This is a genomic window from Actinoplanes lutulentus (assembly GCF_003259845.1).
GTDB lineage: Bacteria > Actinomycetota > Actinomycetes > Mycobacteriales > Micromonosporaceae > Actinoplanes > Actinoplanes lutulentus.
Window position 1 is genome coordinate 159334 of the sequence record NZ_QLMJ01000012.1, and the last position, 21776, is coordinate 181109.

The 21776-nt window shown below is 69.5% G+C and carries 24 protein-coding genes; 18 read left to right on the forward strand and 6 right to left on the reverse strand.

Features of this window, described 5'->3' with window-relative positions; all coding sequences use genetic code 11:
* Positions 1 to 14 precede the first annotated feature (14 nt).
* From B0I29_RS24900 to B0I29_RS24955, 12 genes are read left to right on the forward strand one after another with little or no spacing between them, the layout of a single operon-like run.
* On the forward strand, positions 15 to 1952 hold the full coding sequence (locus B0I29_RS24900; RefSeq protein WP_111651477.1) for a methyl-accepting chemotaxis protein: 1938 nt from the start codon (positions 15 to 17) through the stop codon (positions 1950 to 1952).
* Positions 1953 to 1958: 6 nt separating this feature from the next.
* Positions 1959 to 3518: a chemotaxis protein CheW gene (locus B0I29_RS24905; RefSeq protein ID WP_111651478.1), complete on the forward strand. Its 1560-nt coding sequence runs from the start codon at positions 1959 to 1961 to the stop codon at positions 3516 to 3518.
* Positions 3519 to 3531: 13 nt separating this feature from the next.
* Positions 3532 to 4602 carry a chemotaxis-specific protein-glutamate methyltransferase CheB gene (cheB, locus tag B0I29_RS24910; RefSeq protein WP_111651479.1) on the forward strand — a complete coding sequence of 357 codons (1071 nt, stop codon included), beginning with the start codon at positions 3532 to 3534 and terminating at the stop codon, positions 4600 to 4602.
* Positions 4603 to 4615: 13 nt separating this feature from the next.
* A complete protein-coding gene (locus B0I29_RS24915; protein ID WP_111651480.1) occupies positions 4616 to 5239 on the forward strand; it encodes a HEAT repeat domain-containing protein in 624 nt (207 codons plus the stop codon).
* Positions 5239 to 6114, forward strand: a complete 876-nt coding sequence (locus tag B0I29_RS24920; protein WP_111651481.1) for a CheR family methyltransferase — start codon at positions 5239 to 5241, stop codon at positions 6112 to 6114. Before B0I29_RS24915 ends, B0I29_RS24920 begins: the two co-directional genes overlap by 1 nt.
* Complete coding sequence (locus tag B0I29_RS24925) at positions 6114 to 6512, forward strand: response regulator (protein WP_245972723.1); 399 nt, start codon at positions 6114 to 6116, stop codon at positions 6510 to 6512. Before B0I29_RS24920 ends, B0I29_RS24925 begins: the two co-directional genes overlap by 1 nt.
* Positions 6509 to 8899 (forward strand): chemotaxis protein CheA, encoded by a 2391-nt coding sequence (locus B0I29_RS24930; RefSeq protein WP_111651483.1) that lies wholly within the window; start codon positions 6509 to 6511, stop codon positions 8897 to 8899. Before B0I29_RS24925 ends, B0I29_RS24930 begins: the two co-directional genes overlap by 4 nt.
* Positions 8880 to 9134 carry a hypothetical protein gene (locus B0I29_RS24935; protein WP_111651484.1) on the forward strand — a complete coding sequence of 85 codons (255 nt, stop codon included), beginning with the start codon at positions 8880 to 8882 and terminating at the stop codon, positions 9132 to 9134. The genes B0I29_RS24930 and B0I29_RS24935 overlap by 20 nt, the downstream gene beginning before the upstream one ends.
* A gap of 15 nt (positions 9135 to 9149) precedes the next feature.
* Positions 9150 to 9521, forward strand: a complete 372-nt coding sequence (locus B0I29_RS24940; protein WP_111651485.1) for a response regulator — start codon at positions 9150 to 9152, stop codon at positions 9519 to 9521.
* A gap of 37 nt (positions 9522 to 9558) precedes the next feature.
* The gene (locus B0I29_RS24945) at positions 9559 to 10455 is read left to right on the forward strand and encodes a methyl-accepting chemotaxis protein (RefSeq protein WP_111651486.1); all 897 of its coding nucleotides are present in this window, start codon (positions 9559 to 9561) and stop codon (positions 10453 to 10455) included.
* Positions 10456 to 10498: 43 nt separating this feature from the next.
* Positions 10499 to 10771 (forward strand): hypothetical protein, encoded by a 273-nt coding sequence (locus tag B0I29_RS24950; RefSeq protein WP_111651487.1) that lies wholly within the window; start codon positions 10499 to 10501, stop codon positions 10769 to 10771.
* A complete protein-coding gene (locus B0I29_RS24955) occupies positions 10768 to 11292 on the forward strand; it encodes a GAF domain-containing protein (RefSeq protein WP_111651488.1) in 525 nt (174 codons plus the stop codon). The genes B0I29_RS24950 and B0I29_RS24955 overlap by 4 nt, the downstream gene beginning before the upstream one ends.
* Before the next feature lie 17 nt (positions 11293 to 11309).
* On the opposite strand, the gene B0I29_RS24960 is transcribed toward B0I29_RS24955, so the two are convergent.
* On the reverse strand, positions 11310 to 11930 hold the full coding sequence (locus B0I29_RS24960) for an NYN domain-containing protein (protein WP_181557962.1): 621 nt from the start codon (positions 11928 to 11930) through the stop codon (positions 11310 to 11312).
* Positions 11931 to 12249: 319 nt separating this feature from the next.
* Here B0I29_RS24960 and B0I29_RS24965 point away from each other — a divergent pair, with 319 nt between their 5' ends.
* Positions 12250 to 12828, forward strand: coding sequence for an HhH-GPD-type base excision DNA repair protein (locus B0I29_RS24965; protein ID WP_111651490.1), 579 nt, complete (start codon positions 12250 to 12252; stop codon positions 12826 to 12828).
* 86 nt (positions 12829 to 12914) lie between these two features.
* Positions 12915 to 13289, forward strand: coding sequence for a DUF3099 domain-containing protein (locus B0I29_RS24970; RefSeq protein WP_111651491.1), 375 nt, complete (start codon positions 12915 to 12917; stop codon positions 13287 to 13289).
* Here B0I29_RS24970 and B0I29_RS24975 read toward each other — a convergent pair.
* Positions 13286 to 14164 (reverse strand): carbohydrate kinase family protein, encoded by an 879-nt coding sequence (locus tag B0I29_RS24975; protein WP_111651492.1) that lies wholly within the window; start codon positions 14162 to 14164, stop codon positions 13286 to 13288. The two genes, B0I29_RS24970 and B0I29_RS24975, sit on opposite strands and share 4 nt — an antisense overlap.
* On the reverse strand, positions 14161 to 15108 hold the full coding sequence (locus B0I29_RS24980) for a pseudouridine-5'-phosphate glycosidase (protein WP_111651493.1): 948 nt from the start codon (positions 15106 to 15108) through the stop codon (positions 14161 to 14163). The genes B0I29_RS24975 and B0I29_RS24980 overlap by 4 nt, the downstream gene beginning before the upstream one ends.
* Before the next feature lie 116 nt (positions 15109 to 15224).
* Between B0I29_RS24980 and B0I29_RS24985 the strand changes: the two genes are divergently transcribed.
* The 3 genes from B0I29_RS24985 to B0I29_RS24995 all read left to right on the forward strand — a co-directional run bounded on the left by B0I29_RS24985 (position 15225) and on the right by B0I29_RS24995 (position 17938).
* Positions 15225 to 15449 carry a DUF3039 domain-containing protein gene (locus B0I29_RS24985; RefSeq protein ID WP_181557970.1) on the forward strand — a complete coding sequence of 75 codons (225 nt, stop codon included), beginning with the start codon at positions 15225 to 15227 and terminating at the stop codon, positions 15447 to 15449.
* A 7-nt stretch (positions 15450 to 15456) separates the two neighbouring features.
* On the forward strand, positions 15457 to 16080 hold the full coding sequence (locus B0I29_RS24990; RefSeq protein WP_111651495.1) for a trimeric intracellular cation channel family protein: 624 nt from the start codon (positions 15457 to 15459) through the stop codon (positions 16078 to 16080).
* A 136-nt stretch (positions 16081 to 16216) separates the two neighbouring features.
* On the forward strand, positions 16217 to 17938 hold the full coding sequence (locus tag B0I29_RS24995) for a DEAD/DEAH box helicase (protein WP_111651496.1): 1722 nt from the start codon (positions 16217 to 16219) through the stop codon (positions 17936 to 17938).
* Between the two features lie 108 nt (positions 17939 to 18046).
* Here the strand turns inward: B0I29_RS24995 and B0I29_RS25000 are convergent, their stop codons facing one another.
* Together B0I29_RS25000 and B0I29_RS25005 are read right to left on the reverse strand one after the other, a co-directional pair.
* Entirely contained in the window at positions 18047 to 18289 is a 243-nt protein-coding gene (locus B0I29_RS25000) for a DUF7455 domain-containing protein (RefSeq protein ID WP_014446963.1), read from the reverse strand.
* Positions 18290 to 18535: 246 nt separating this feature from the next.
* Complete coding sequence (locus B0I29_RS25005) at positions 18536 to 20074, reverse strand: RNA polymerase sigma factor (protein ID WP_111651610.1); 1539 nt, start codon at positions 20072 to 20074, stop codon at positions 18536 to 18538.
* Between the two features lie 275 nt (positions 20075 to 20349).
* Here B0I29_RS25005 and B0I29_RS25010 point away from each other — a divergent pair, with 275 nt between their 5' ends.
* Positions 20350 to 21171 (forward strand): inositol monophosphatase family protein, encoded by an 822-nt coding sequence (locus B0I29_RS25010; protein ID WP_111651497.1) that lies wholly within the window; start codon positions 20350 to 20352, stop codon positions 21169 to 21171.
* A gap of 5 nt (positions 21172 to 21176) precedes the next feature.
* Here B0I29_RS25010 and B0I29_RS25015 read toward each other — a convergent pair whose 3' ends face one another.
* Positions 21177 to 21728: a LytR C-terminal domain-containing protein gene (locus B0I29_RS25015; RefSeq protein ID WP_111651498.1), complete on the reverse strand. Its 552-nt coding sequence runs from the start codon at positions 21726 to 21728 to the stop codon at positions 21177 to 21179.
* Positions 21729 to 21776: the final 48 nt, after the last annotated feature.

A 21776-nucleotide genomic window follows, 5' to 3' on the forward strand; every position in this document is an offset into this window, starting at 1 on the left:
ACGGGAGCCACCCCATGCCCCTCACGAGCACCTCGACCGGGCGTGCGACCGGAGCCTCCCGCCCACCCGCCGCACCGGCCGGCGGGGCACGGCTGTCTGCCCGGGGCGGTGATCCGGAGGCCAGCCGCCGCCATGCGCGTTCGGTGGCGAAACAGCAGCAGGCGGCCGAGCGGATCGCCACGGCGACCGCCGAGATCTCCGCGCAGAACGCCGAGGCCGCTGAGGCGTCCCGCCAGCTCGTCGACTCGATGCGGCAGATCGCGGCCGGCGCCGAGGAGGCGTCCGGCGCCACCCAGGAGAGCCTGGCCGCGATGAGCCAGATCGAGGAACGGGTCAACGGTCAGGAGAAGACCACCCGGCAGGTGGCCGATCTGAGCCAGGCCCTGCAGAGCCTGCTGAACGAGACCCGCAACGGGGTCAGCAACCTGCTCGCCAACGTCGAGAGCGCCTCGGCCCGGCAGACCGCTTCCGTGGTCACCATCACCGAGCTGGAGAAACAGGCCGACGAGATCGGTGAGATCGTCAAGACCGTTGCGCACATCGCCGACCAGACGAACCTGCTCGCGCTCAACGCCGCGATCGAGGCGGCCCGGGCCCGCCAGCACGGTAAGGGCTTCGCGGTGGTCGCCGACGAGGTACGCACCCTCGCCGAGACGAGCGAGCGCAGTGCCCGGCAGATCCGTGACCTGATCGACGAGGTGCGCAGCAGCGTCACCGAGATCGCCGGAGCGGTGCAGAGCTCGGCGGAGGCAGCCCGCGCCGAGGCGGAGAAAGGCAAGACCATCACGTCGCAGCTGGAGACCATCCGCGGCGACATGGGCACGATCATGACGAGCGCCATCGAGATGGCGGGCTCGGCGGAGCAGGCGAGGCGGGCCGCGGGCACCGCCAAGCAGCGTTCCGAGGAGATCGCCGCGGCGGCCGAGCAGCAGTCGGCGGCCTGCGAGGAGTCACTCCAGACGGTCGCTCAGCAGACGCAGGCGCTGCGGCAGAGCGAACAGGCCGCCGAGGAGCTGGCCGAGGTGGCCGAGACGTTGCGCAGCAGCACGGACATCGCGAAGTCCGCCGAGGACGTGGCCTCCTCGGCGGAGGAACTGTCGGCCGCGGTCGAGGAGACCACCCGGGCGGCCGGCCAGATCAACGTCGCGATCAACGAGATCAACATCGGGGCGCGCACGGCGGCCGAGAAGGGCGAGCAGACCGCGGACCTGGTCAGCCAGATCGAGGAGGGCGCGCAGGCGTCGGCGAAACGTGGCGCCGCCGCGGTGGCGCAGTCCGACACGATCCTGGAGCTGATCGGCACCAACAAGGAGGCGGTCGCCTCGATGATCGAGGCGATCGGCGGGTCGGCACAGGAGGGCGTCGAGAACGTCCGCAAGGTCACCGAGCTGGAGCAGATCTCCCGCCGGATCGACAAGATCGTGGACGCCATCGCCAACGTGTCTATCCAGACCAACATGCTGGCGGTCAACGGGTCGGTCGAGTCGGCCCGTGCCGGTGAGTTCGGCAAGGGCTTCGCCGTGGTCTCCACCGACATCCGCAACCTGGCCCGCGACTCCGCGGACAACGCCGACCGGATCAAAGACCTGGTCAAGGCGGTGCAGGACCGGATCGCCGACGTGCGTTCCGCACTGGAGGAGACCAGCCGGCTCTCGCTCTCCGAGGTGGCCGCGGCGCAAGCCACCACCTCGCGACTTGAGGAGATCGAGCGCGACATGCAACAGGTACGCGACGGCAACGCGGAGGTACGGGAATCGGCGCTGCAGATCGTCGGCGTACTGACCGAGGTGCGAACCGGGCTGGAGCAGATCGCCTCCTCCGCGCTGCAGGCCGAGCAGCTGGCCGGCCAGGCGTCGGCGGCGGCCCGCGAACAGGCGTCGGGCGCCGAGGAGCTGGCCGCCGCGGTCGAGGAGATCGCGGCCCTCGCCGACGAGCTCCAGAACGCCGCCTGACCCTCCATGGACGCCCAGGACGTCGACAGCGACTACGTCACGTTCGACGTGGCGGGCCAGCGGTACGCCTTCCCGATGAGCCGTGTCCAGGAGATCGTCCGGATGCCGAAGCTGGTGCGGGTGCCGCTCGGGCCGTACCCGCTGGAGGGTTTGGCGAACCTGCGCGGCCGGGTGCTCCCGGTGGTGAGCCTGCGCCGCTGCGTCGACATGGAGCAGCCCGCCCACGACGAGGCGACCCGGGTGATCGTGGTGGACGGCGGCGTGCCGCTCGGCTTCGTGGTGGACCGGGTGGCCAGCGTGGTCAGCGCCGGCCCGCAGGACGTCGAGCCCGGCGAGACGATCCGGTCCGCGGTCCGCTCCGACGTCCTGATTGGGATGATCAAGTCGGACGGCGGCGCCCTGACCACCGTGCTGGATGTGGACAGCCTGATCGGGACTCGGTTCGCCCGGCTCGCCGAGCGGCACGGTGGCCGGGACAGCTCCCCGGTGACCCGGCTGGCGGCCGAGAACGATCCGGACGCCGAGTACGACGACACCCTCGAACTGATCAGCTTCACGGTCGAGGGTCAGGAGTACGCGTTACCGATCGACGGCGTCCGGGAGATCGTGCAGGCGCCCGAGACGGTGAGTCACGTGCCGAACTCCGCCACCGGCGTGCTGGGCGTCATCGACCTGCGGGGACGGCTGCTCCCGGTGGTCAGCATGCGCCGCGTGTTCGGCCTGCCGGTCACGCCGCTGGAGCCGCAGAACCGGATCGTGGTGGTCTCGGCCGGCGACAGCGCGGTCGGCGTCGTGATGGACACCGTGCGCGAGGTGCTCCGGGTGCCGCACGAGCTGGTCGCGCCGCTGCCGAGCGTGGTGACGGGCGACGGCCGCGCGAGCGAGGTGGAGTCGGTGTGCCGGCTCGAAGACGGCCGGCGGCTGGTCTCGGTGCTCAGCGTGAAAGCGATGTTCGACCTGCTCAGCGTGAATGCGATGTTCGACCTGCTCGGCGCGAACGCGATGGTCGGCTCGCCCGAGGTACCCGACGAGATCGGCGGTGGCCGGGAGGAGAAGCAGGAGATGCCCGTGGAAGAGGACCGGACCGACGAGGAGCTCTTCGTCGTGTTCCGCCTCGGCGACGAGGAGTACGCCGTCGACGTCGACACGGTCCAGGAGATCATCCGGGTGCCCGAGGCGCTGATCCGGGTGCCGAAGACCTACGACTTCGTGGAGGGCCTGGTCAATCTGCGCGGGACCGTGATGCCGGTGGTCGATCTGCGTACCCGGCTCGGGCTGGGCCGCTGTGAGCCGGACGAGCGGCAGCGCATCGTCGTGATGATCATCGGCGGGACGCGTACCGGCTTCGTCGTGGACTCGGTCGCCGAGGTGGCCCGGGTCGCGCGTGACGTGCTGGAGCCGGCGCCCGAGCTCTCGCCGGAGCAGGCCCGGGTGGTGTCCCGGGTGGCGAACCTGCCGGACCAGCAACGGATGCTCCTGCTCATCGCGCCCGACCAGTTGCAGCCCGACCAGGCGCAGCCCGACCGGTCGCGATCCGTCGCGGGCGACGTGCTCGCCGGGGTCTGAGCGGAGCGCCCCGATGTCCACCTCCGTTCTGGTCGTCGACGACTCGGCGCTGATGCGCCGGGTGTTGAAGGACATCCTCACCAGCACCGGCGAGTTCGAGGTGCGGACGGCGCGCAACGGTGTCGACGCCCTGGAACAGCTCGGCCGGATGCGGCCGGACGTGGTGACCCTGGACGTCAACATGCCGGAGATGGACGGGCTCACCTGCCTTGCGCAGATCATGGAGCAGGACCCGGTCCCGGTGGTGATGGTCTCCTCGCTCACCGATCACAACGCCCTGGCCACGCTGGAGGCGCTGGAACTGGGCGCGATCGACTACGTACCCAAGCCGGGCGGGACCGTCTCGCTCAACATCGAGGACGTCAGCGACGAGCTCGTCACCAAGGTCCGGGCCGCGGCGAAGGCACGCCTGCGGCGCGCCGGAGGTCTCACAGCTCGGGTACGCGCACAGAACAGGCAGGTCACGGCCTCGCCACGTCCGCAGGCGCGCCGTGAGCCGGGCGCGGCCGGTGCCGTCGACCTGGTGCTGATCGGCTCGTCCACCGGCGGTCCGGCGCTGCTCTCCGAGCTGCTGCCGAGGCTGCCCTCGTCGCTGGGCGCACCGGTCGTGGTGGCGCAGCACATCCCGGCGTCGTTCACCGCGGCGCTGGCCGGCCGCCTCGACGAGATCTGCGCGCTGCGGGTGCACGAGGTGGACCGGATCATGAATCTGCGGCGCGGCAACATCTACATCGGTAGGGGCAACGCCGACGTGGTGGTGGCCCGGCGTACCAGCGGCCTGATCGTCAAGAGCGTGCCGGCCTCCGCCGAGTACCGCTGGCATCCCAGCGTCGACCGGCTGGTCGGCTCGGCCCGCCGGTACGTCGACCCGCAGCGGCTGGTGTGCGCGCTGCTCACCGGCATGGGTGACGACGGCGCCACCGAGATGCTCGCGGTCAAGCAGGGTGGCGGCCGGACCGTCGCCGAGGCCGAGGAGACCGCCGTGGTCTGGGGCATGCCCGGTGAGCTCGCCCGGCGTGGCGGGGCGACGGCCGTGCTGCCCGCACACGAGATCGTCGACCGGCTGACCGACTGGGTGCGCTGAGGGGGTTTTCACGATGGGACTCGTCCGCAAGAAGATCACCGGACAACCGGAGCAGATCACGTGGGAACGGCTGTCGGCTGACGCGTTGCGGGCCCTGCTCGGCGACCCTGATCCGGATGTCCGGCGGGAGGCGGCGCTGGGGCTGGAAGGCGTCGAGGAGGCGGTACCGGATCTGCTGACGCGGGTGATCCTGGAGACCGAGCCGAACATCCGTGACTCCGTGCTGACCACGGTCTCCGCGTACGACACCGAGGCCGTCGCCGGCGCCCTCGCCGTCCATCTGGCCAGTGACGACGCGGCTCTGCGTACGGCCGCCGCGGAGGCGCTGGCCCGGATGCCCCGGTCGATGCCGGCCCTGCTGCCCAGCCTGGTCGCCGCCCCCGACCACGACGTGCGCGTGATGACCGTGATGGTCCTGGCCGACCTGATCCACCCGGATACCGGGTACTGGCTGACCCGGGTGATCCGGGACGACCCGCATCCGAACGTGGTGACCGCGGCGATCGACGCCCTGCTGCCGCTGGCGACCGCCGAGCACGCGCCCCTGCTGGAGGCGGCCGCGCGGCGGTTCCCGGACGATCCGTTCCTGCGGTTCACGGTTCAGGCGGCGCTGCCCGGCCTGACCGGGACGGCGTGATGGCCCGGGCACAGGCCGTCGGCGCCGGGCTCACCGATGCCGACTTCACCCGGTTCGCCGAGTACTTCTACAAACGCACCGGCATCCATTTCGCCTCGTCGAAGCGGTACTTCGTGGACAAGCGGATCGAGGCCTGCATCCGGCAGTCGCCGTACGACAACTTCGCCGGCTGGTTCGCGGCTCTCCGGGTGAACGAGAGGTCCGGTGCCATGCATCAGGAGTTGATCAACCAGCTCACCGTCAACGAGACGTACTTCCTGCGTGAGGACTACCAGTTCGACGCGATGCTCAGCACGGTGCTGCCGAACGTGCTGCGCGACCGGGGCGGGGTGGCCCGGATCGACGGTCCGGTGAAGATTCTCTCGCTGCCCTGCTCGACCGGCGAGGAGCCGTACTCGATCGCGCTGCGGGTGCTGGAGGAGTGGGACCGGATCGACGACGTGGACGTAGAGATCCACGGCGCGGACATCGACAGCGACGTGCTCGCCAAGGCCACCCACGCCAGTTACGGCGACCGCTCGCTGCAACGGGTGCCGAAGCCCTGGCTGCACAAGTACTTCGCGCCGATCGGCGCCGGGCGGTACCAGGTCGACGAGGCGATCCGCAGCGCGGTGACGCTGCACCGGGTGAACGTCTGCGACACCCCGGCGATGCGCGTCTTCCGCGACTTCGACGTCGTCTTCTGCCGCAACGTGCTCATCTACTTCGACGAACTGTCCAGCCGGCGGGCGGCCGAGAACCTGTACGGCGCGATGCGCCCCGGCGGCTATCTGTTCCTGGGGCACTCCGAGTCGATGAGCCGGATCTCCCCGATCTTCACGCCGACCCGCCTGCCGGAGGGCATCGTCTACCAGCGACCGACCGGAGCCAAATGATGACCGCTACCGAGACACCACCGCGGGTGCTCATCGTCGACGACGCCGCCACGGTACGGATGTACCACCGGACCCTGCTCACCGGAGCCGGGTTCGAGGTGGACGAGTCGGTGAACGGCCTGGAGGCCGTGGAGGTGGCCATGTCCGCGTCGTACGACCTGTTCCTGGTCGACGTGAACATGCCGAAGATGAACGGATACATCTGCGTCGAGGCGCTGCGCTCCGGCGCGGTCGGCTCCGACGCGCCGGTCGTGATGATCAGTACGGAGGACCGGCAGCGTGACGCGGATCGTGCGTACGCGGTCGGCGCCAACCTGTACCTGGGCAAACCGGTCGCCGGGGAACGGCTGATCCGGATCGCCACCATGCTGACCGCAGGGAGGGGCACGCCGGAATGAACCCGCTTCTCGCACAGTTCCTCGCCGAGGCGAACGACCTGCTCGCCTCGGTCGACGCGGGCCTGCTCCAGCTGGAACGCGATCCGGGTGACCCGGAGCTGGTCAACCAGGTGTTCCGCGCGGCGCACACGTTCAAGGGCTCGTCCGGGCTCTTCGACTTCCCCGAGCTGACCCGGCTCACCCATGCGGCCGAGGACCTGCTGGAGGCCGTCCGGGGCGGCCGGCTCCCGCTCGACTCGGCGATGGCCGACGACCTGCTCGCCACGTTCGACCTGATCCGTGGCTGGCTGGCACACGTCACCACCCACGAGCGGCTGCCGTCCGGCGCCGGCACCGACGCGGCCGGGCTGATCACCAGGCTGCGGGCGCCGCTCGGCGGTGAGCCGCGGGCGGCCGTCCAGGCGTCGTCCACCGGCGGGATCACCACGATCGGCGGTGCGCCGGACTGGCTCGCCTGGTTCGACGCCGAGTGGCTGACCGCGACCGCGAGCTGGCTGGACATCACGTCCTCGACGATGCGGTTCGTGCGGTACGTCCCGGAGGCGGACTGCTTCTTCCGGGCCGAGGACCCGATCCACCTGGTCCGCCAGGTGCCCGCCCTGGACCGGCTCGGCATCGTGCAGCCCGCGACCTGGCCCGAGCCGGGGGAGTACGACGAGTACGTCTGCCTGCTCTCCTTCGTGATCGCCACCCGGGCCGCGATCGGCGAGCTGGAACACCTCTTCCGGTACGTCCCGGAGCAGGTGCAGATCGTCGAGCTCGACGCCGGCGCGATCACCCGGCACGTCAGCGGTGAACCGCCGCTGAAGGCCGAGGAACGGGTCACCGTGGTGGTCGCCGAGGTACGCGACTCCGAGCAGGCCGCCGACGCGCGAGCCGTGCTGCACGCGGCGCGGCGCACCTTCGAACTGCATCCGGTGGAGGGCGCTCACCTGCGATCGGTGGCGCGTGCTGTATCGGCGGCGGCGCGGGCTCTCGGCGTACCCAAGGATCTGACCGATGCCGATCAGCCAAGGGTGAGAGAGGCGGTGGATTTTCTTCTCGCCGAAGCGACGCCGGCGCCGCTCGGCGCCGCGCCCGCCGCGACGGCCGTGCCGATCACGCCCGCCGAACCCGCCGAACCCGCAGAGCCAGCCGAGCCGGCCGAAGCCGCCGAAGCCGAGCCCTCGGGCCGTGCGGATGAACACGGTGGGCAGGTCGGGACCCGGGTTCTCAAGGTCGACCAGGAGAAGGTCGACCGGCTGATGGAGCTGGTCGGTGAGCTGAACGTGGCGAAGAACGGGCTCACGTTCCTCGCCGACGCGGCCGAGGAGGAGTTCGGCAGCCGGGTGCTCAGCCGCCGGATCAAGGACCAGTACGCCGGTCTGCACCGGATCGCCGAGGAGCTCCAGTCCGGGGTGATGGACATCCGGATGCTCCCGATCTCGGTGGCTTTCGGGCGTTTCCCGCGTCTGGTACGGGACCTGAGCCGGCGTCTTGGCAAGACCGTCGAGCTGCACACCGAAGGCGACGACACGATGGCCGACAAGGATGTGATCGAGGCGCTCGTCGACCCGCTCGTGCACCTCGTGCGCAACAGCCTGGACCACGGCATCGAGACGGCCGAGCAGCGGCAGGCGGCCGGCAAGAACCCGGCGGCGCGGCTCACCCTGGCAGCGGTGGCCGACGGTGACGCGGTGCTCGTCGAAGTCTCCGACGACGGCCGTGGGGTGGACCCGGAACGTGTCCGGCGTACGGCGTACGAAAAGGGGTTGATCTCCGAGGACCAGAGGGAGTCGCTGAGCGACAGCGAGGCGATCGACCTGGTGTTCCGCCCGGGATTCTCGACCGCCGAGGAGATCTCCGATCTCTCCGGGCGCGGCGTCGGGATGGACGCGGTACGCGCCAGCGTGGAGAAGCTGGGCGGCACCGTCACGATGCGGTCGAAGCTCGGGCAGGGCGCCTCGACCCGGCTGCGCCTGCCGCTGTCGATGGCCGTCACCCAGGTGATGGTGGTCAGCGTCGCCGGCCAGCGGTTCGGCATCCCGGTCGACCTGGTGGTCGAGACGGTACGCGTGCCGGCTGCCGAGATGGGCCGGGTGCTGCATCAGGACGTGGTCGTGCTGCGTGGTGACGTGGTGCCGGTGCTGGATCTGGCCCGGTTGCTGGAGATGCCGTCACGTGACGAGGGGGCTGACCGGGCGATCCTCGTGGTGACCGTTAACGGTCAGCGCGCCGGTCTGATCGTCGAACAGTTCCACCGCGAGGTCGACGTGATCCTCAAACCGATGGAAGGCCTGCTCGCGTACGCCGACGAGTTCTCCGGTACCGCGCTCCTCGGCGACGGCCTGGTGCTCCTGGTGCTGAACATGAAGGAGGTGCTCGGCCTTGCCGCTCGAACTGCATGACGACACCGCGACCCTGGTCGGCGTGGTGACCGTCGACGAGGTCGAACAACTGGTCGGCTGGCTGCGCGCCGCCCGGAAACCGAAGGTGAGCCTGCGCAGATGCAACCATCTGCACACCGGAGCGCTCCAAGCCCTGCTGCTCTTCAAGCCGAAGATATCAGCGGCACCGAACAACGCCTTCCTGGCGGCGCAGGTGCTGCCGCTGCTCGACTCGAGCCAGCGGAACCGCCGGTAGGAAGGGGAGAGATTCGTGACCACAGTGATGCTCGTCGAGGACTCCGCCACCATGCTCATGAGCCTTCAGTCGATCCTGACGAAAGCGGGATACGACGTCGAGACGGCCGGGCACGGGCAGGAAGCGCTCGACAAACTCGGTAAGGGCGTCAAGCCGAACCTGATCATCAGCGACGTCAACATGCCGCAGATGGACGGGATCACCTTCACCCGCGAGGCGCGCAAGGCGCCAGGCATGCGTTTCACCCCGATCCTGATGCTGACCACCGAGTCCGATCAGGCGAAACGGACCGAGGCGAAGAACGCCGGCGCCACCGGCTGGCTGGTCAAACCGGTCGGGCCGGACCAGCTGCTCGGTGTGATCAAGCAGGTCCTGCCCGAGATCTGACCGTCCTCGTCCTTCTCGCTCTATTGGGGGTATCCGCATGCCGACTCTTCTCCAGCAGCAGGTGCGGGGCGACGTCGTGGCCGGGGCGCTGGCACCGGTCGTCTCGTACTGCGACGTGATCGACGGGCACCTGCATGACGTCATCGACCAGACCGGGGAGGCCGCGCGAGCGATCGTCGAGCAACTCGGGGAGGTCGACTCGCTGGCCGACGTGATCACCGGTGACGCCGAGCGGCTCGCCGGGATGCTGCACCGGGCGCTGGGTGAGCTGGAGTCGGTGCGCCACACCCGTCGCGACCAGCAGATCCGGACGCTGGTGGAGCAGATGCGTGAGCTGAACCAGCTGGTCACCGGCATCGAGGAGACCAGCCGGGTGACCAACACGCTGGCGCTTGCGACGATGGTCTCGGCGGTTCGGGCCGGCTTCCCCGCCATTGACTTCTCCGCCGTCGCGGACGAGGTACGCGAACTGGCCCGGCAGTCGGCCGAAGCGGCCCGTGGCGTCGGCAGCGGCATCGCCGACATCACCGCGAGGCTGGACTCGATCCTCGCCGACGACCAGGCGGGCAAGGGCCGTTTCGAGGCGCTCACCGAAACCCTGGAGGACGCCGTGATCGCGGCGCGTCAGGTGCAGCGCGACTCCGGCGCCCTGACCGTGGAGACCGCCGGGGCGGTCGGGCACGCCCAGTTCCAGGACATCAGCCGTCAGATGCTGGAACATGTGGCTGGGGCGGTCGGCGACGTATGCCGGCAGGCGGAGGACGTCACGGCGTACACCCGTGGTGATCTCGCCGAGGGCGAGCTGCGCGCCCGAGCGATCAAGGTGGAGGACCTGCGTGCCAAACACGTGATGTCACGGCAGCGATCGACGCACGCCCAGCAGACCGGGCAGGAGGCCCAGTCCGCCACCGAACCGCTCATCGAGCTCTTCTGAGAACTTCTTGACGTACGAGACTGCCAGCGAGAGGTGCCCGGCGATGGCCCGCATCGAGAACTACGGCCACGAGCTGCCGACGGAGCAGGACGCGGTCAAGGCCCTGGCGGACCTGGTCGGCCCGCAGATGGCAGAGGGCCTGTGGAGCCTGGCCGTGCAGGCGCTCGGCATGCGGCGGCCGGTCGTGGATCCCGCCGCCCTGCGCCGCGTCGCCGAGCACGTGATGGAGGTCGGCGAGCTGAGCCGGGTCGCCGGGCGGTCGCTCAAGGTCCGGATCATCACGTACGAGGCTCTGGCCCGGACGGTCTCCTCATGACGACGCTGCGGTACCCCGAGGTCCGGGACCGTGCCCGGCTTCTCGAAGTGGCCCGACTCGGCGTGGACGTCGACGAGCCCCGGGAGTACCTCACCGAGCTGGTGGAGGAGGTCGCGGCCCGGATGGGCACCCCGCTCGCCATGGTCACCGGCCTGCTCAGCGACGCACAGGTCTTCCTCGCCGGCCGCGGCCCGGTCCCCGAATGGGTCACCGAGGTCGGCGGCACCCCGATCGAATGGGCGTTCTGCGGGCCGCTGCTGCGGTCCGAGGAGGCCAGGTACGTCAACGACTTCACCGCCGACGCCGAGTTCCAGGACAACCCGCTGGTCACGCGCGACGGCGTCCGGTCGTACATCGGCGCCCCGGTGATCTCCAGCCGGGGTCTGGTCCTCGGAAGCGTCTGCGGGCTGGACCTGTGCCCCCGAGAGTTCGACGCCGCCCACCTGCAGCTGGTCCAGGACCTGGCCGACGAGACAGCCCGCCGCATAGAGTCCCACGCCTTCCCCGACGAGTACGCCTAGGCCGCTGGCCGGGTTCGTTATCGCCAGTGACTTGGCCGGTTGAAGGTCGTGCCATCCACGGCCTTGACATTGTCCGGTAACAGGTGACGTTCGGGTACTCGATCGTAGATTTGGAGGGTGGCGTCGACGGTGTTCTTGAGCGTCACGCTGCTGCGTCGTGGAGGGAAGACCGCGACCAGACGCTTGTGAGGCGCTATACGCCGCACGGACCGGATCGCAGGCGCCATGTCACTGTCGCCTGAAACAATCAGCGCGTGGTCGAAGACGTCCAACGCAGCGTCCTCGACCAACTGGACTGCCAGACTTACGTCGGACTCCTTTTCCTCGTAGGAGGTCCGGGTGTGGTGGCAGTTGCGGCATTGCAGTTGCTTTGCTTGAAAGCGCCCGACGTGCAGTTCGGTGATGGGGCAGTGCGCTGCCAACGCGTCCAGGTAGGTCACTTGATGGTGACGGCTCTGGCCCTGTACGAGCGCCGTGAAGTAATGCACGACTGCGAGTTCTTGGTTTACTCCCAGGAATGATCCGAGAAGGCTTTCCATGTTCAGCCATAGGCTTCGCCGCCGACGAGCATCGTGCATGCCGTTGTAGAGATTGAAGCCGTCGACGTACGCCGCGACCCGCACGTTGGTCTGGCTCACTCGCTCATCCCCGTGTCCTGGTGGACATCCACCTAGGGAACCGGCTAGCATCGGTGCATACCCCGCCGGCTTTGCCGGTCAGACGGCCCGCTTCTAGCGGGCCGTTTCCTTTTGGGTGACGTGCGTTGCTGCCGGCTCGCGGGCTCGTTTACCCAAGTGGGTTGACCTGGGATCGCGCCCTCTCGATTAATCTTACCGCCCATAAGGGTACTTCGTGCCGGTGTGGTGCGACAAGAGCCATCTGTGCTCCTTTGGGCGTTATGATCAAGCTCCAGGAGCCGATGTTCTTGCCGAGCTGATGAAATAGCAAGATGAACGCATGACGTTCTCGCTGCCCATTGACGCTGAGGCCAACGCGCTGCTCGACCGCAGTCCGCTTGCTGTGCTGCTGGGACTCGTGCTGGATCAGCAGATCACCATGGAGAAGGCGTTCACCTCGCCGTACGTGCTGGCTCAGCGTCTCGGGCACGAGCCCACCGCCGTCGAACTCGCCGACTTCGAGCCCGAGGCGCTGCTGGCGATCTTTGCCGAGCCGCCGGCGTTGCACCGCTTTCCGAAAGCGATGGCCGCCCGCGTGCAGGAGGTCTGCCGGGTCGTCGCCGATCAGTACGACGGTGAGGCGGCGAACCTCTGGGCCGGGACGGGGAGCGGCGCCGAGCTTTACAAGCGGATCTTCGCGCTGCCCGGGTTCGGCAAGCAGAAGGCGCAGATCTTCGTGGCGCTGCTCGGCAAGCAGCTCGGCGTGCGGCCGGACGGGTGGCGTGCGGCGGCCGGGGCTTATGGCGACGAGGACGCGTTCAAATCGGTCGCGGACATCGTCGACGAGGAGTCGCTCGTGAAGGTCCGCACCAACAAGAAGGCGGCCAAGGCCGAGGCCAAGGCCGCGAAGGGACTCTGAGGCGAGATCGGCGGCACAAGCCTGCCGGCCGCCGGGTGAAAACCTCCGGACGGTGGGAGGATGGCGGAGTCGATGGGAGTCCTCGCGTGAAGAAGCAACCGGTGTTGATCACCGATGCCGCTCGCAGCCAGGCCGACCAGCTCCGGAGCAGGGAAATCCGCTACGTCACGATGATGATGGTGCGGGCCCTCTGCCTGATCCTGGGCGGCGTTCTCATCAGTCTGCGGGTGCCGCTGCTGCCGGTCTGGCTGGTTCTCTGCGCGGCCGCGATGGTCTTCCTGCCCTGGGCCGCCGTGCTGATCGCCAACGACCGCCCGCCCAAGAGCAAGGCGGAGCGCGCGGCCGACGCGGCGGCGCGTGAGGACGTGCGCCGGGCGCTGATCCAGCAGACCGTCCAGCCCACCTCGGAGCCGATCACCATCGACTCCGAGGTCGTGACCGAAAGCAAACAGCAGACCTAGGGTCGCGCTCCCAGCACCGAAACCGCCCGCGCGCCGAGTTCGGCTCCTGCCGCGAGCGCCGCCGCCGGCGACGCTCCCGAGCACCTCGCCGCGAGCAGGCCCGCTGCGAACGCGTCACCCGCGCCGGTCGGATCCTTCATGGGTACGCCTTGAGCCTGCCCCGTGATGACGGATCCGTCCCGTGAGCTCCACACCGCTCCGGCCGCGCCCTGTTTCACCACCGCGCCGTGCACGTGAGCCGTCAGCCGGTGTGCCTGATCGGCGGCGCTGCCCGGCCCGGCGAGCACCTCGGCCTCGTCGGCGTTGCACAGGAGCAGGCCGGTTTCGCGTACCCATGTCAGGAAGGCCTGGGCACCGGCCGAGCGCAAGGGGGCCGCTGAGGCCGCGTCGACGCTCACGGTGAGTCCCCGCCGGGCCGCGGCCGCGAGGGCCGCGAGACCGGCGGCGCGGGACCCGGCGTGCAGCAGCGGGTAACCGGAGAGGTGCACGTGCGAGCCGTCCGGAGCGCCGGCGATCACCGAGGTGACGTGGTCCGGGTCGAGGAGCAGGGACGCTCCGCGGTCGGTGACCATCGTGCGCTCGCCGGGGCCGGTGAGCACCACGACGCTGCCGGTGGCCGCGCCCGGGCAGACCTGAACCGCGCAGCGCACGCCGGCCCATTCCAGCTCGGCCACCCGGTCGCGGCCGGCGACGTCGTCGCCGACCGCCGAGACCAGCGACACCGGGTGACCGATATGGGCCAGCCAGGCCGCGGTGTTCGCGGCCTGGCCACCACCACTGACGCGAATCGCCGCGTCGGTGTCGGAACCGGGATGAAGCGGGCCCTCGTGCTCGACCAGAACGTCGGTGACCAGATCCCCGACGACGATGATCATGGGGCGCTGAAGCCGACCGGGCCCGCCGCGCCCTTGCCGGAGGCCGCCGCGATCCGTGCGGCCAGGGCCGAGTTGCGCAGGATGATCCGGATGTTGACCTCCAGGCTCTTCCCCTCGGTGCTGGAGTGGAAGTGCGACAGCAGGAACGGGGTCACGGCCTTGCCGGTGACGTTCTCCTCGGCGAGCAGGCTCAGCCCGGACGCCAGGGTCCGGTCGTGCAGGGCCGGGTCCAGCTGCTCGCCGGTGGGCAGCGGGTTCGCCAGGACCAGGGCGCCGGTGCTGGTGCCCTGCGCCTCGCGGGCGGCGATGAAGTCCGCCACCTGCTCGGGCGAGTCGAGCTGCCAGTCGACGTCGAAGCCGCCGTCGGTGATGAAGAAGCCGGGGAAACGCCGGGTCTGGTAACCGGCGACGGACACGCCGAGCGTCTCCAGCCGTTCCAGCGTGGCGCCGACGTCGAGGATCGACTTCACACCGGCGCAGACCACGACGATCGGCGTACGCGCCAGCTCGGTCAGGTCGGCCGACTCGTCGAACGTGAGGTTCGCCTCCCGGTGCACGCCGCCCAGGCCGCCGGTGGCGAAGACCCGGATCCCGGCCGCCTCGGCGATCGCGCTGGTGGCCGCGACCGTGGTGGCGCCGTCGGCCCGCCGCGCGGCCGCGATCGCCAGGTCCCGGACGGAGAGTTTCGCGACATCCTTCGCGAGTGCCAGGTGCTCGATCTGGTCGCCGTCGAGACCGACGACGACCTGGCCGCCGATCATGCCGATGGTGGCCGGAACAGCGCCGTTGTCCCGGACGGTCTGCTCGATCTCCCGGGCCACCCGAAGATTGTCCGGGTGCGGGAGCCCGTGCGAGATGATGGTGCTCTCCAGCGCCACCACCGGTTTGCCGTCCTGGTGGGCGTGGAGCACATGCTCACCGTATTGAATCGCGAAGTCAGTCACATGATCACCGTACGTCGCCTGCCAGCCGCCTTGTCGTTGGACCGACCCGGCGTGAGGTGTCAGACTTGTCGGTCGGAGCAACGCCTCCGTCTAGCTGTGAATCTCCCGAAGGGCTGATAACCGTGAGCACCCAGATCTTGGAGCGTCCGGAGACCAAGGACGCCGACACCGGTCCGGAAATGTTCCACTACGTGCGCAAAGAGAAGATCGCCGAGAGCGCCGTCATGGGCAACCTCGTCGTGGCGCTGTGCGGCGAGACCTTCCCGGTGACGAAGACGCCCAAGCCGGGCTCGCCGGTCTGCCCGCAGTGCAAGGAGATCTACGAATCCATGAAGGTTTAGTCCGCAGGTGACGAGTGGATACGGCCTGCTCGTCGCGGACCTGATCGGTGTGGCGGTGTTCGCCGCCTCCGGCGCCACAGCCGGCGTCGCGAAACGGCTCGACCTGTTCGGGGTCGCGTTCGTCGGCTTCGTGGCCGCGCTGGGTGGCGGCATTCTGCGGGACCTTGCCATCGGCGCGGTCCCGCCGCTGGCGTTCGCCGACTGGCGTTACGCGATCACCGCGGTTCTGGCCTCGCTGGCCGCCTTCTGGCTCCACCCCACGCTGAACCGGCTCCGCCGTACCGTCCTGCTCCTCGACGCGGCCGGGCTGGGACTCTTCACCGCGACCGGCACGCTCAAGGCGCTCGGCGCCGGCGTGTCACCGGTCGGCGCCTGCCTGCTCGGCATGCTCACCGCGATCGGCGGCGGCCTCGCCCGGGACCTGCTCACCGGCGAGATCCCGACGGTGCTGCGGCGCGAGATCTACGCGGTGGTCGCGCTGGGCGGCGCGGTCCTGGTCACCGTCCTGCATTGGCTGGGCTTCACCGGCTTGCTCCCGCTCATCGGCGCCGCGGCCCTGATGACAGGGGTACGCCTTATCGCGCTCCGCCGTCGATGGTCGGCGCCGGTTGCCGTACCCAAGGCTTTTTGAGGCCCTTGGTCTTTTTTTGAGCCCTTGGTCGCAGTGCCGTGGCACCCTCCGGGCACCCTCCCGCGGCTATGCTGGACGACGCCTCCGCGCCCATCGAACGCGGAGGTTTTTCCGTGAGCGAAGGGATCCTCGCAGCTTGAGCCCGCCTCTGCCGAAACTGGAGTCCTTCCCGGCGCTGCGTTCCTGGCAGCGCAAGGCGATGGTGACGTACCTTCGCCGGCGTTCTGACGACTTCATGGCCGTGGCGACGCCCGGCGCCGGCAAGACCACGTTCGCGCTGCGGATCGCCGCCGAGATGCTCGCCGACGGCACCTGCGACGCGGTCACCGTGGTCTGCCCGACCGAGCACCTGAAGACCCAGTGGGCGCACGCGGCGGCCCGGGTCGGCATCCAGCTCGACCCGAAATTCCGCAACGCCGACGTCCACTCGTCCCGCGACTTCCACGGCGCGGTGGTGACGTACGCACAGGTCGGCATGGCGCCCGCGGTGCACAAACGCCGGACCATCACCCGCCGCACGTTCGTCATCCTGGACGAGATCCACCACGCCGGTGACTCGCGGACCTGGGGTGACGGGGTGAAGGACGCCTTCGAACCGGCGGTGCGCCGCCTGCTGCTCACCGGAACCCCGTTCCGCTCCGATGAGAACCCGATCCCGTTCGTGACCTACGAGCGCGGCAACGACGGCATCCAGCGGTCCAAGGCCGATTCGGTCTACGGGTACGCCGAAGCCCTGCGCGACCGGGTCGTGCGGCCGGTGCTGTTCATGGCGTACTCGGGCGAGACCCGCTGGCGGACCAACGCCGGCGACGAGCTGGCCGCCCGGCTCGGCGAGCCGATGACCAAGGACCTGGTGGCGCAGGCCTGGCGTACCGCCCTGGACCACCGCGGCGACTGGATGCCCCAGGTGCTGCGCGCCGCCGACTCCCGGCTCTCCAAACTGCGCGAGCACGGCATGCCGGACGCCGGCGGCCTGGTCATCGCCAGCGACCAGCAGTCCGCCCGGGCGTACGCGAAACTGCTGCACGACCTCACCGGCGAGTCGGCCACGATCGTCCTCTCCGACGACGAGGGCGCCTCCGGCCGGATCGCCACGTTCGCCGCCTCCGAGCAGCGCTGGATGGTCGCGGTCCGGATGGTGTCCGAGGGCGTCGACATCCCGCGCCTGGCCGTCGGCGTCTACGCCACCAGCGCGTCGACCCCGCTGTACTTCGCCCAGGCGATCGGCCGGTTCGTGCGGTCCCGGGTGGAGGGCGAGACCGCCACGGTGTTCCTGCCGAGCGTGCCGCACCTGCTGGGGCTGGCCAGCGAGATGGAGGCCGAGCGCAACCACGTGCTCGGCGCGCCGAAGGAGAAGGACGGGCTCGACGACGAGCTGATCGAGCGGGCCCAGAAATCCGAGGACGCCCTCGGTGACCTGGAGAAACAGTTCGAGGCGCTGTCCGCCACGGCGGAGCTGGACCAGGTGATCTACGACGGGACCTCGTTCGGCACGGGTGCGCGTACCGGCACGGCCGAGGAGCTGGACTATCTCGGCCTGCCCGGCCTGCTCACCCCGGACCAGGTGACCGACCTGCTGAACAAGCGGCAGGCCGAGCAGATCGCGGCCCAGAAACGCCAGCAGCCGGCCGAGCCCGCCGTACCGGAGCCGCAGGCACCGGTCGTCCTGAGCGCGGGGGAGCGGCGCAACAGCCTGCGCCGCCAGCTGAACACGCTGGTGGCGGCACACCACCACCGGACCAACCTGCCGCACGGCAAGATCCACGCGGAGCTGCGGCGGCTCTGTGGCGGGCCGCCGAGCGCCCAGGCCACGATCGAGCAGCTCGAAGAGCGGATCGCGACCATGCAGACGCTCTGAGCGTTCGCGGGCCTCTGTGAGCCTCTCAGGGCCCTTTCCGGGCACGCAGAAAGGGCGCCTCCTGGCTGGAGGCGCCCTTTCTGGCGAGGTCTCTTGGGGGGACCGCTGCTAGTTGGTGGAGTTCGACATCATGACAGCGCCGCGCCAGGTGAATTCCGGATCGGCCGCGTAGTGCACGGCGATCTTCACCAGGTCCTCGGCGTAACGGTTGGCGTGGTGGCCACAGAACACAAGATCGCCACCGCCTGCCAGGGTCAAACGGAGCTTCCCGGCTGCATTGCAGCGGTCGCACCGTTCATCGGCTGCTAGACCGGCCAGGCTTCCCGCCGGCGGCGTGAGGGTCGGGGTCATCGCCTTCCTCCTCTGTTCGTCACCGATGAACATGTTCCTCGGCTACTGCTCACACATCGTGCAACACCCTGCACCGTTGCAGCCTTCCCACTGTGCCCCGGGGGGACCGAGGTCACACGTTGGTTCTGGCTAGTGTGCCGTGATCCAAGGGTGCCACGTCAACGATCACTTCTGCACAACGGTCTGATCACCACCCGTTGATGTACGGGTGGTGACCATTTGGACACGTAATGTTGACTGAACGACCTAGTCCAGGTAGTCGCGGAGAACCTGCGACCGCGACGGGTGTCGCAACTTCGACATCGTCTTGGACTCGATCTGACGAATCCGCTCCCGGGTGACCCCGTAGACCTGGCCGATCTCGTCCAGCGTGCGCGGCTGGCCGTCGGTCAGGCCGAAGCGGAGCCGGACAACGCCCGCCTCGCGCTCGGAGAGCGTCTGCAGGACCTGCTGGAGCTGGTCCTGCAGCAGCGAGAAGGACACCGCGTCGACCGCGACGACCGCCTCGGAGTCCTCGATGAAGTCACCGAGCTGGCTGTCGCCCTCGTCGCCGATGGTCTGGTCCAGCGAGATCGGCTCACGCGCGTACTGCTGGATTTCCAGCACCTTTTCGGGCGTGATGTCCATCTCTTTCGCCAGCTCCTCCGGGGTGGGCTCACGGCCCAGGTCCTGGAGCAGCTCGCGCTGGATGCGGCCGAGCTTGTTGATGACCTCGACCATGTGCACCGGGATGCGGATGGTGCGGGCCTGGTCGGCCATGGCGCGGGTGATGGCCTGCCGGATCCACCAGGTGGCGTACGTGGAGAACTTGTAGCCCTTGGTGTAGTCGAATTTCTCGACGGCGCGGATGAGGCCGAGGTTGCCCTCCTGGATCAGGTCCAGGAATGCCATGCCGCGACCGGTGTACCGCTTCGCGAGCGAGACCACGAGCCGCAGGTTTGCCTCGAGCAGGTGATTTTTCGCCCGCTCGCCGTCCCGGTTGATCCACTTGAGGTCGCGCTCGAAGTTGCGCTCGAGCGCTTCCTCACCCTCGTCGGCAGCGCGCAGCCGCTCGGCGGAGTACAGGCCGGCCTCGATCCGCTTGGCGAGCTCGACCTCCTGCTCCGCGTTGAGCAGCGGGACCTTGCCGATCTGCTTGAGGTAGGCGCGGACCGAGTCGGCCGAAGCGGTCAGCTCCGCGTCACGGCGGGCCTGCTTGAGCGCCTCGGACTCCTCGTCGTCCCACTCGAAGTCGCCGTCCGTCGCCGAACTGGCGGCGTCGGTGGCGGCGGCGGCGACCAGGGCGGCCGGCTCCTCGATGACGACGTCCTCGACCGCGGCAGCGAGCTCCTCGGGGCCGATTTCCTCGCCCTCGCCGGGCTTGCCCGCTGCTCCGGCCTTCTTGGCCGGGACGGCTTTCGCGGCGGCAGCGGCCTTGCGGACCGGTGCGGCCTTCTTGGCCGGGCCCGACGCGCCGCCGTCGGCCGCCGGAGCGGCCTGTTTCGGCGCGGGAGCCGTCTTCTTGACGGGTGCGGTCTTCGCCGTGGTCGCCTTGGAGGCCGGCGTGGCCGAGCGGGCCGCGGCCACCTTGCGGCGGGTGCTGACCGAGCCGTCGACGACGACGGTGATGCCGGCGTCGACGAGGCCGCGCAGGATCTTCTTGGCCTGGGCCGGGTTCACCGCCGCGGACTCGAGGGAGTGCGCGACCTGTGCCGAAGTGAGTTGCCCGCCCGCACCCTGAGCATGGGTGATCAGGGCCTCGGTGAGAGAGCGAACGTCGGCACCGTTCTGGTGGGCTTCTGTCACGAATGACCTTCCGGAGGCGATGAGGTTGGGCACGGCCAGAGTCCAGCGCAGCACGCGGGGGCGAGACTTGCTGGGGTCGGTTTGGGAGCCCTCGGAACCCGGACCGTCTCGCAGGCGAGTGTCCGTGAAGCGTGGGCAGGGGTGAATTGTAGCGCCGCCGACCGAGATCCTCCGCCCACAGCACGCCGCCGACGTCCAACGACCTCGTCGAAGACGCCGGTTGTGCCCCCGGAAGAGCGCGGCAGGAGAATGCTATCGGCGGAAAGGACCCTTACGTGAGCGAGATTTCGACGGGATCGACTCCCGGCGAGTTGTTGGAGATCGCGGTCCGGTTGGCCCGGGACGCGGCTGCCACGGCACGCCGGATGCGCGACGAGGCGATCGGCGACGTCCAGACGAAGAGCACCGACACCGACGTCGTCACGGCGGCCGACAAGGCGGTCGAACGGCAGGTGGCGGACGCGTTGCTGACGCAGCGGCCCGGAGACGGCCTGCTGGGGGAGGAGTACGGGGACGCCGCCCCGGTGGCTCCCGGGGCCGTGAGGTGGATCCTGGACCCGATCGACGGCACCGTGAATTACCTTTACGGCCTGCCCCAGTACGCGGTCTCGCTGGCCGCCGAGGTGGACGGCACGGTCGTCGCCGGTGTGGTCGTCAACGCGGCCACCGGTGACGAGTGGACGGCCACCAGGGGCGGCGGCGCGTGGCGTGCCGGACGCCGCCTGACCGGTTCGGCCCGGACCACCCTGGACCAGTCCCTGGTCGCGACAGGATTCGGTTACGACGCCCGGCGACGGGAACACCAGGGCGCCGTCCTGGCCCGTTTGATCACCCGAGTGCGTGACATTCGGCGTCTGGGGGCGGCAGCTCTCGACCTCTGCCTCGTTGCGGAGGGCACTCTGGACGCCTACTTCGAGAAAGGCTTGAACCTTTGGGACCACGCGGCGGGCGGCCTGATCGCGGAGGAGGCGGGGCTCGTCGTGAGCGGACTGTCCGGAGCGCCGGCCGGCAACCAGATGCTGGTCGCGGCACCTCCGGCACTGTTCGGGGCGTTGCACGACGCTCTGGTCGAGCTGGACGCGGCGGGCGGGGCGTAAATCCGTCAGTTCTCGTCCTTGGCGGCCTCGGCGACCGGCTTGGCGCAGGAACCCGGCGGCAGCGTCGGCTCGCCGATCTCGACCAGCGACTGGTTGACCTCGGTGGTCGTGGCGAGCTGCTGGAACTGGTCGCCGACCACGACGTCGATCACGGCGCCCTTACGCTTCGCGTCGTACGTCATCTTGGACTGGGCCAGGAAGTACGCACGGAGCAGCTGGGCGCGGCCGACGGCCTCGGGCCCGTATTTGATCTCGGCGACGCCCTTGAACTTGGACTTGCTCTTGGCCGGGTCCTTGACCGTGAAACGACGGTTCTTGAACTCGTTGCTCACGCTCTCGGCCAGCCCGGCCCGGGTGGTGCCGTTGAGGACCTTGACGGTCACCTCGGCGGGGTCGTCCGGGAGCAGGACGTCGGCGACGGCGGCTCCGGCCGGGCAGTCGCTGCCGTCCGCCAGGTCTCCCTGGGTGTCGCGAACCAGGGCGACGACGACGAAGACCACCGCTGCCACGGCGAGCACGCCGACGAGGACGAGCGCTCGGACGCGGGCAAAGCTCATGGGGTTGGCTCCAGGGTCGGACGAGGGGCCCGGGTAAGGTCGCCGGGC

Bases quoted from the DNA above. Each gene is read 5' to 3' on its own strand.
- B0I29_RS24900 (WP_111651477.1), top strand. From the start codon at position 15: ATGCCCCTCACGAGCACCTCGACCGGGCGTGCGACCGGAGCCTCCCGC.
- B0I29_RS24905 (WP_111651478.1), top strand. From the start codon at position 1,959: ATGGACGCCCAGGACGTCGACAGCGACTACGTCACGTTCGACGTGGCG.
- cheB (WP_111651479.1), top strand. From the start codon at position 3,532: ATGTCCACCTCCGTTCTGGTCGTCGACGACTCGGCGCTGATGCGCCGG.
- B0I29_RS24915 (WP_111651480.1), top strand. From the start codon at position 4,616: ATGGGACTCGTCCGCAAGAAGATCACCGGACAACCGGAGCAGATCACG.
- B0I29_RS24920 (WP_111651481.1), top strand. From the start codon at position 5,239: ATGGCCCGGGCACAGGCCGTCGGCGCCGGGCTCACCGATGCCGACTTC.
- B0I29_RS24925 (WP_245972723.1), top strand. From the start codon at position 6,114: ATGACCGCTACCGAGACACCACCGCGGGTGCTCATCGTCGACGACGCC.
- B0I29_RS24930 (WP_111651483.1), top strand. From the start codon at position 6,509: ATGAACCCGCTTCTCGCACAGTTCCTCGCCGAGGCGAACGACCTGCTC.
- B0I29_RS24945 (WP_111651486.1), top strand. From the start codon at position 9,559: ATGCCGACTCTTCTCCAGCAGCAGGTGCGGGGCGACGTCGTGGCCGGG.
- B0I29_RS24950 (WP_111651487.1), top strand. From the start codon at position 10,499: ATGGCCCGCATCGAGAACTACGGCCACGAGCTGCCGACGGAGCAGGAC.
- B0I29_RS24955 (WP_111651488.1), top strand. From the start codon at position 10,768: ATGACGACGCTGCGGTACCCCGAGGTCCGGGACCGTGCCCGGCTTCTC.
- B0I29_RS24965 (WP_111651490.1), top strand. From the start codon at position 12,250: ATGACGTTCTCGCTGCCCATTGACGCTGAGGCCAACGCGCTGCTCGAC.
- B0I29_RS24975 (WP_111651492.1), bottom strand. From the start codon at position 14,164: ATGATCATCGTCGTCGGGGATCTGGTCACCGACGTTCTGGTCGAGCAC.
- B0I29_RS25000 (WP_014446963.1), bottom strand. From the start codon at position 18,289: ATGACCCCGACCCTCACGCCGCCGGCGGGAAGCCTGGCCGGTCTAGCA.
- B0I29_RS25015 (WP_111651498.1), bottom strand. From the start codon at position 21,728: ATGAGCTTTGCCCGCGTCCGAGCGCTCGTCCTCGTCGGCGTGCTCGCC.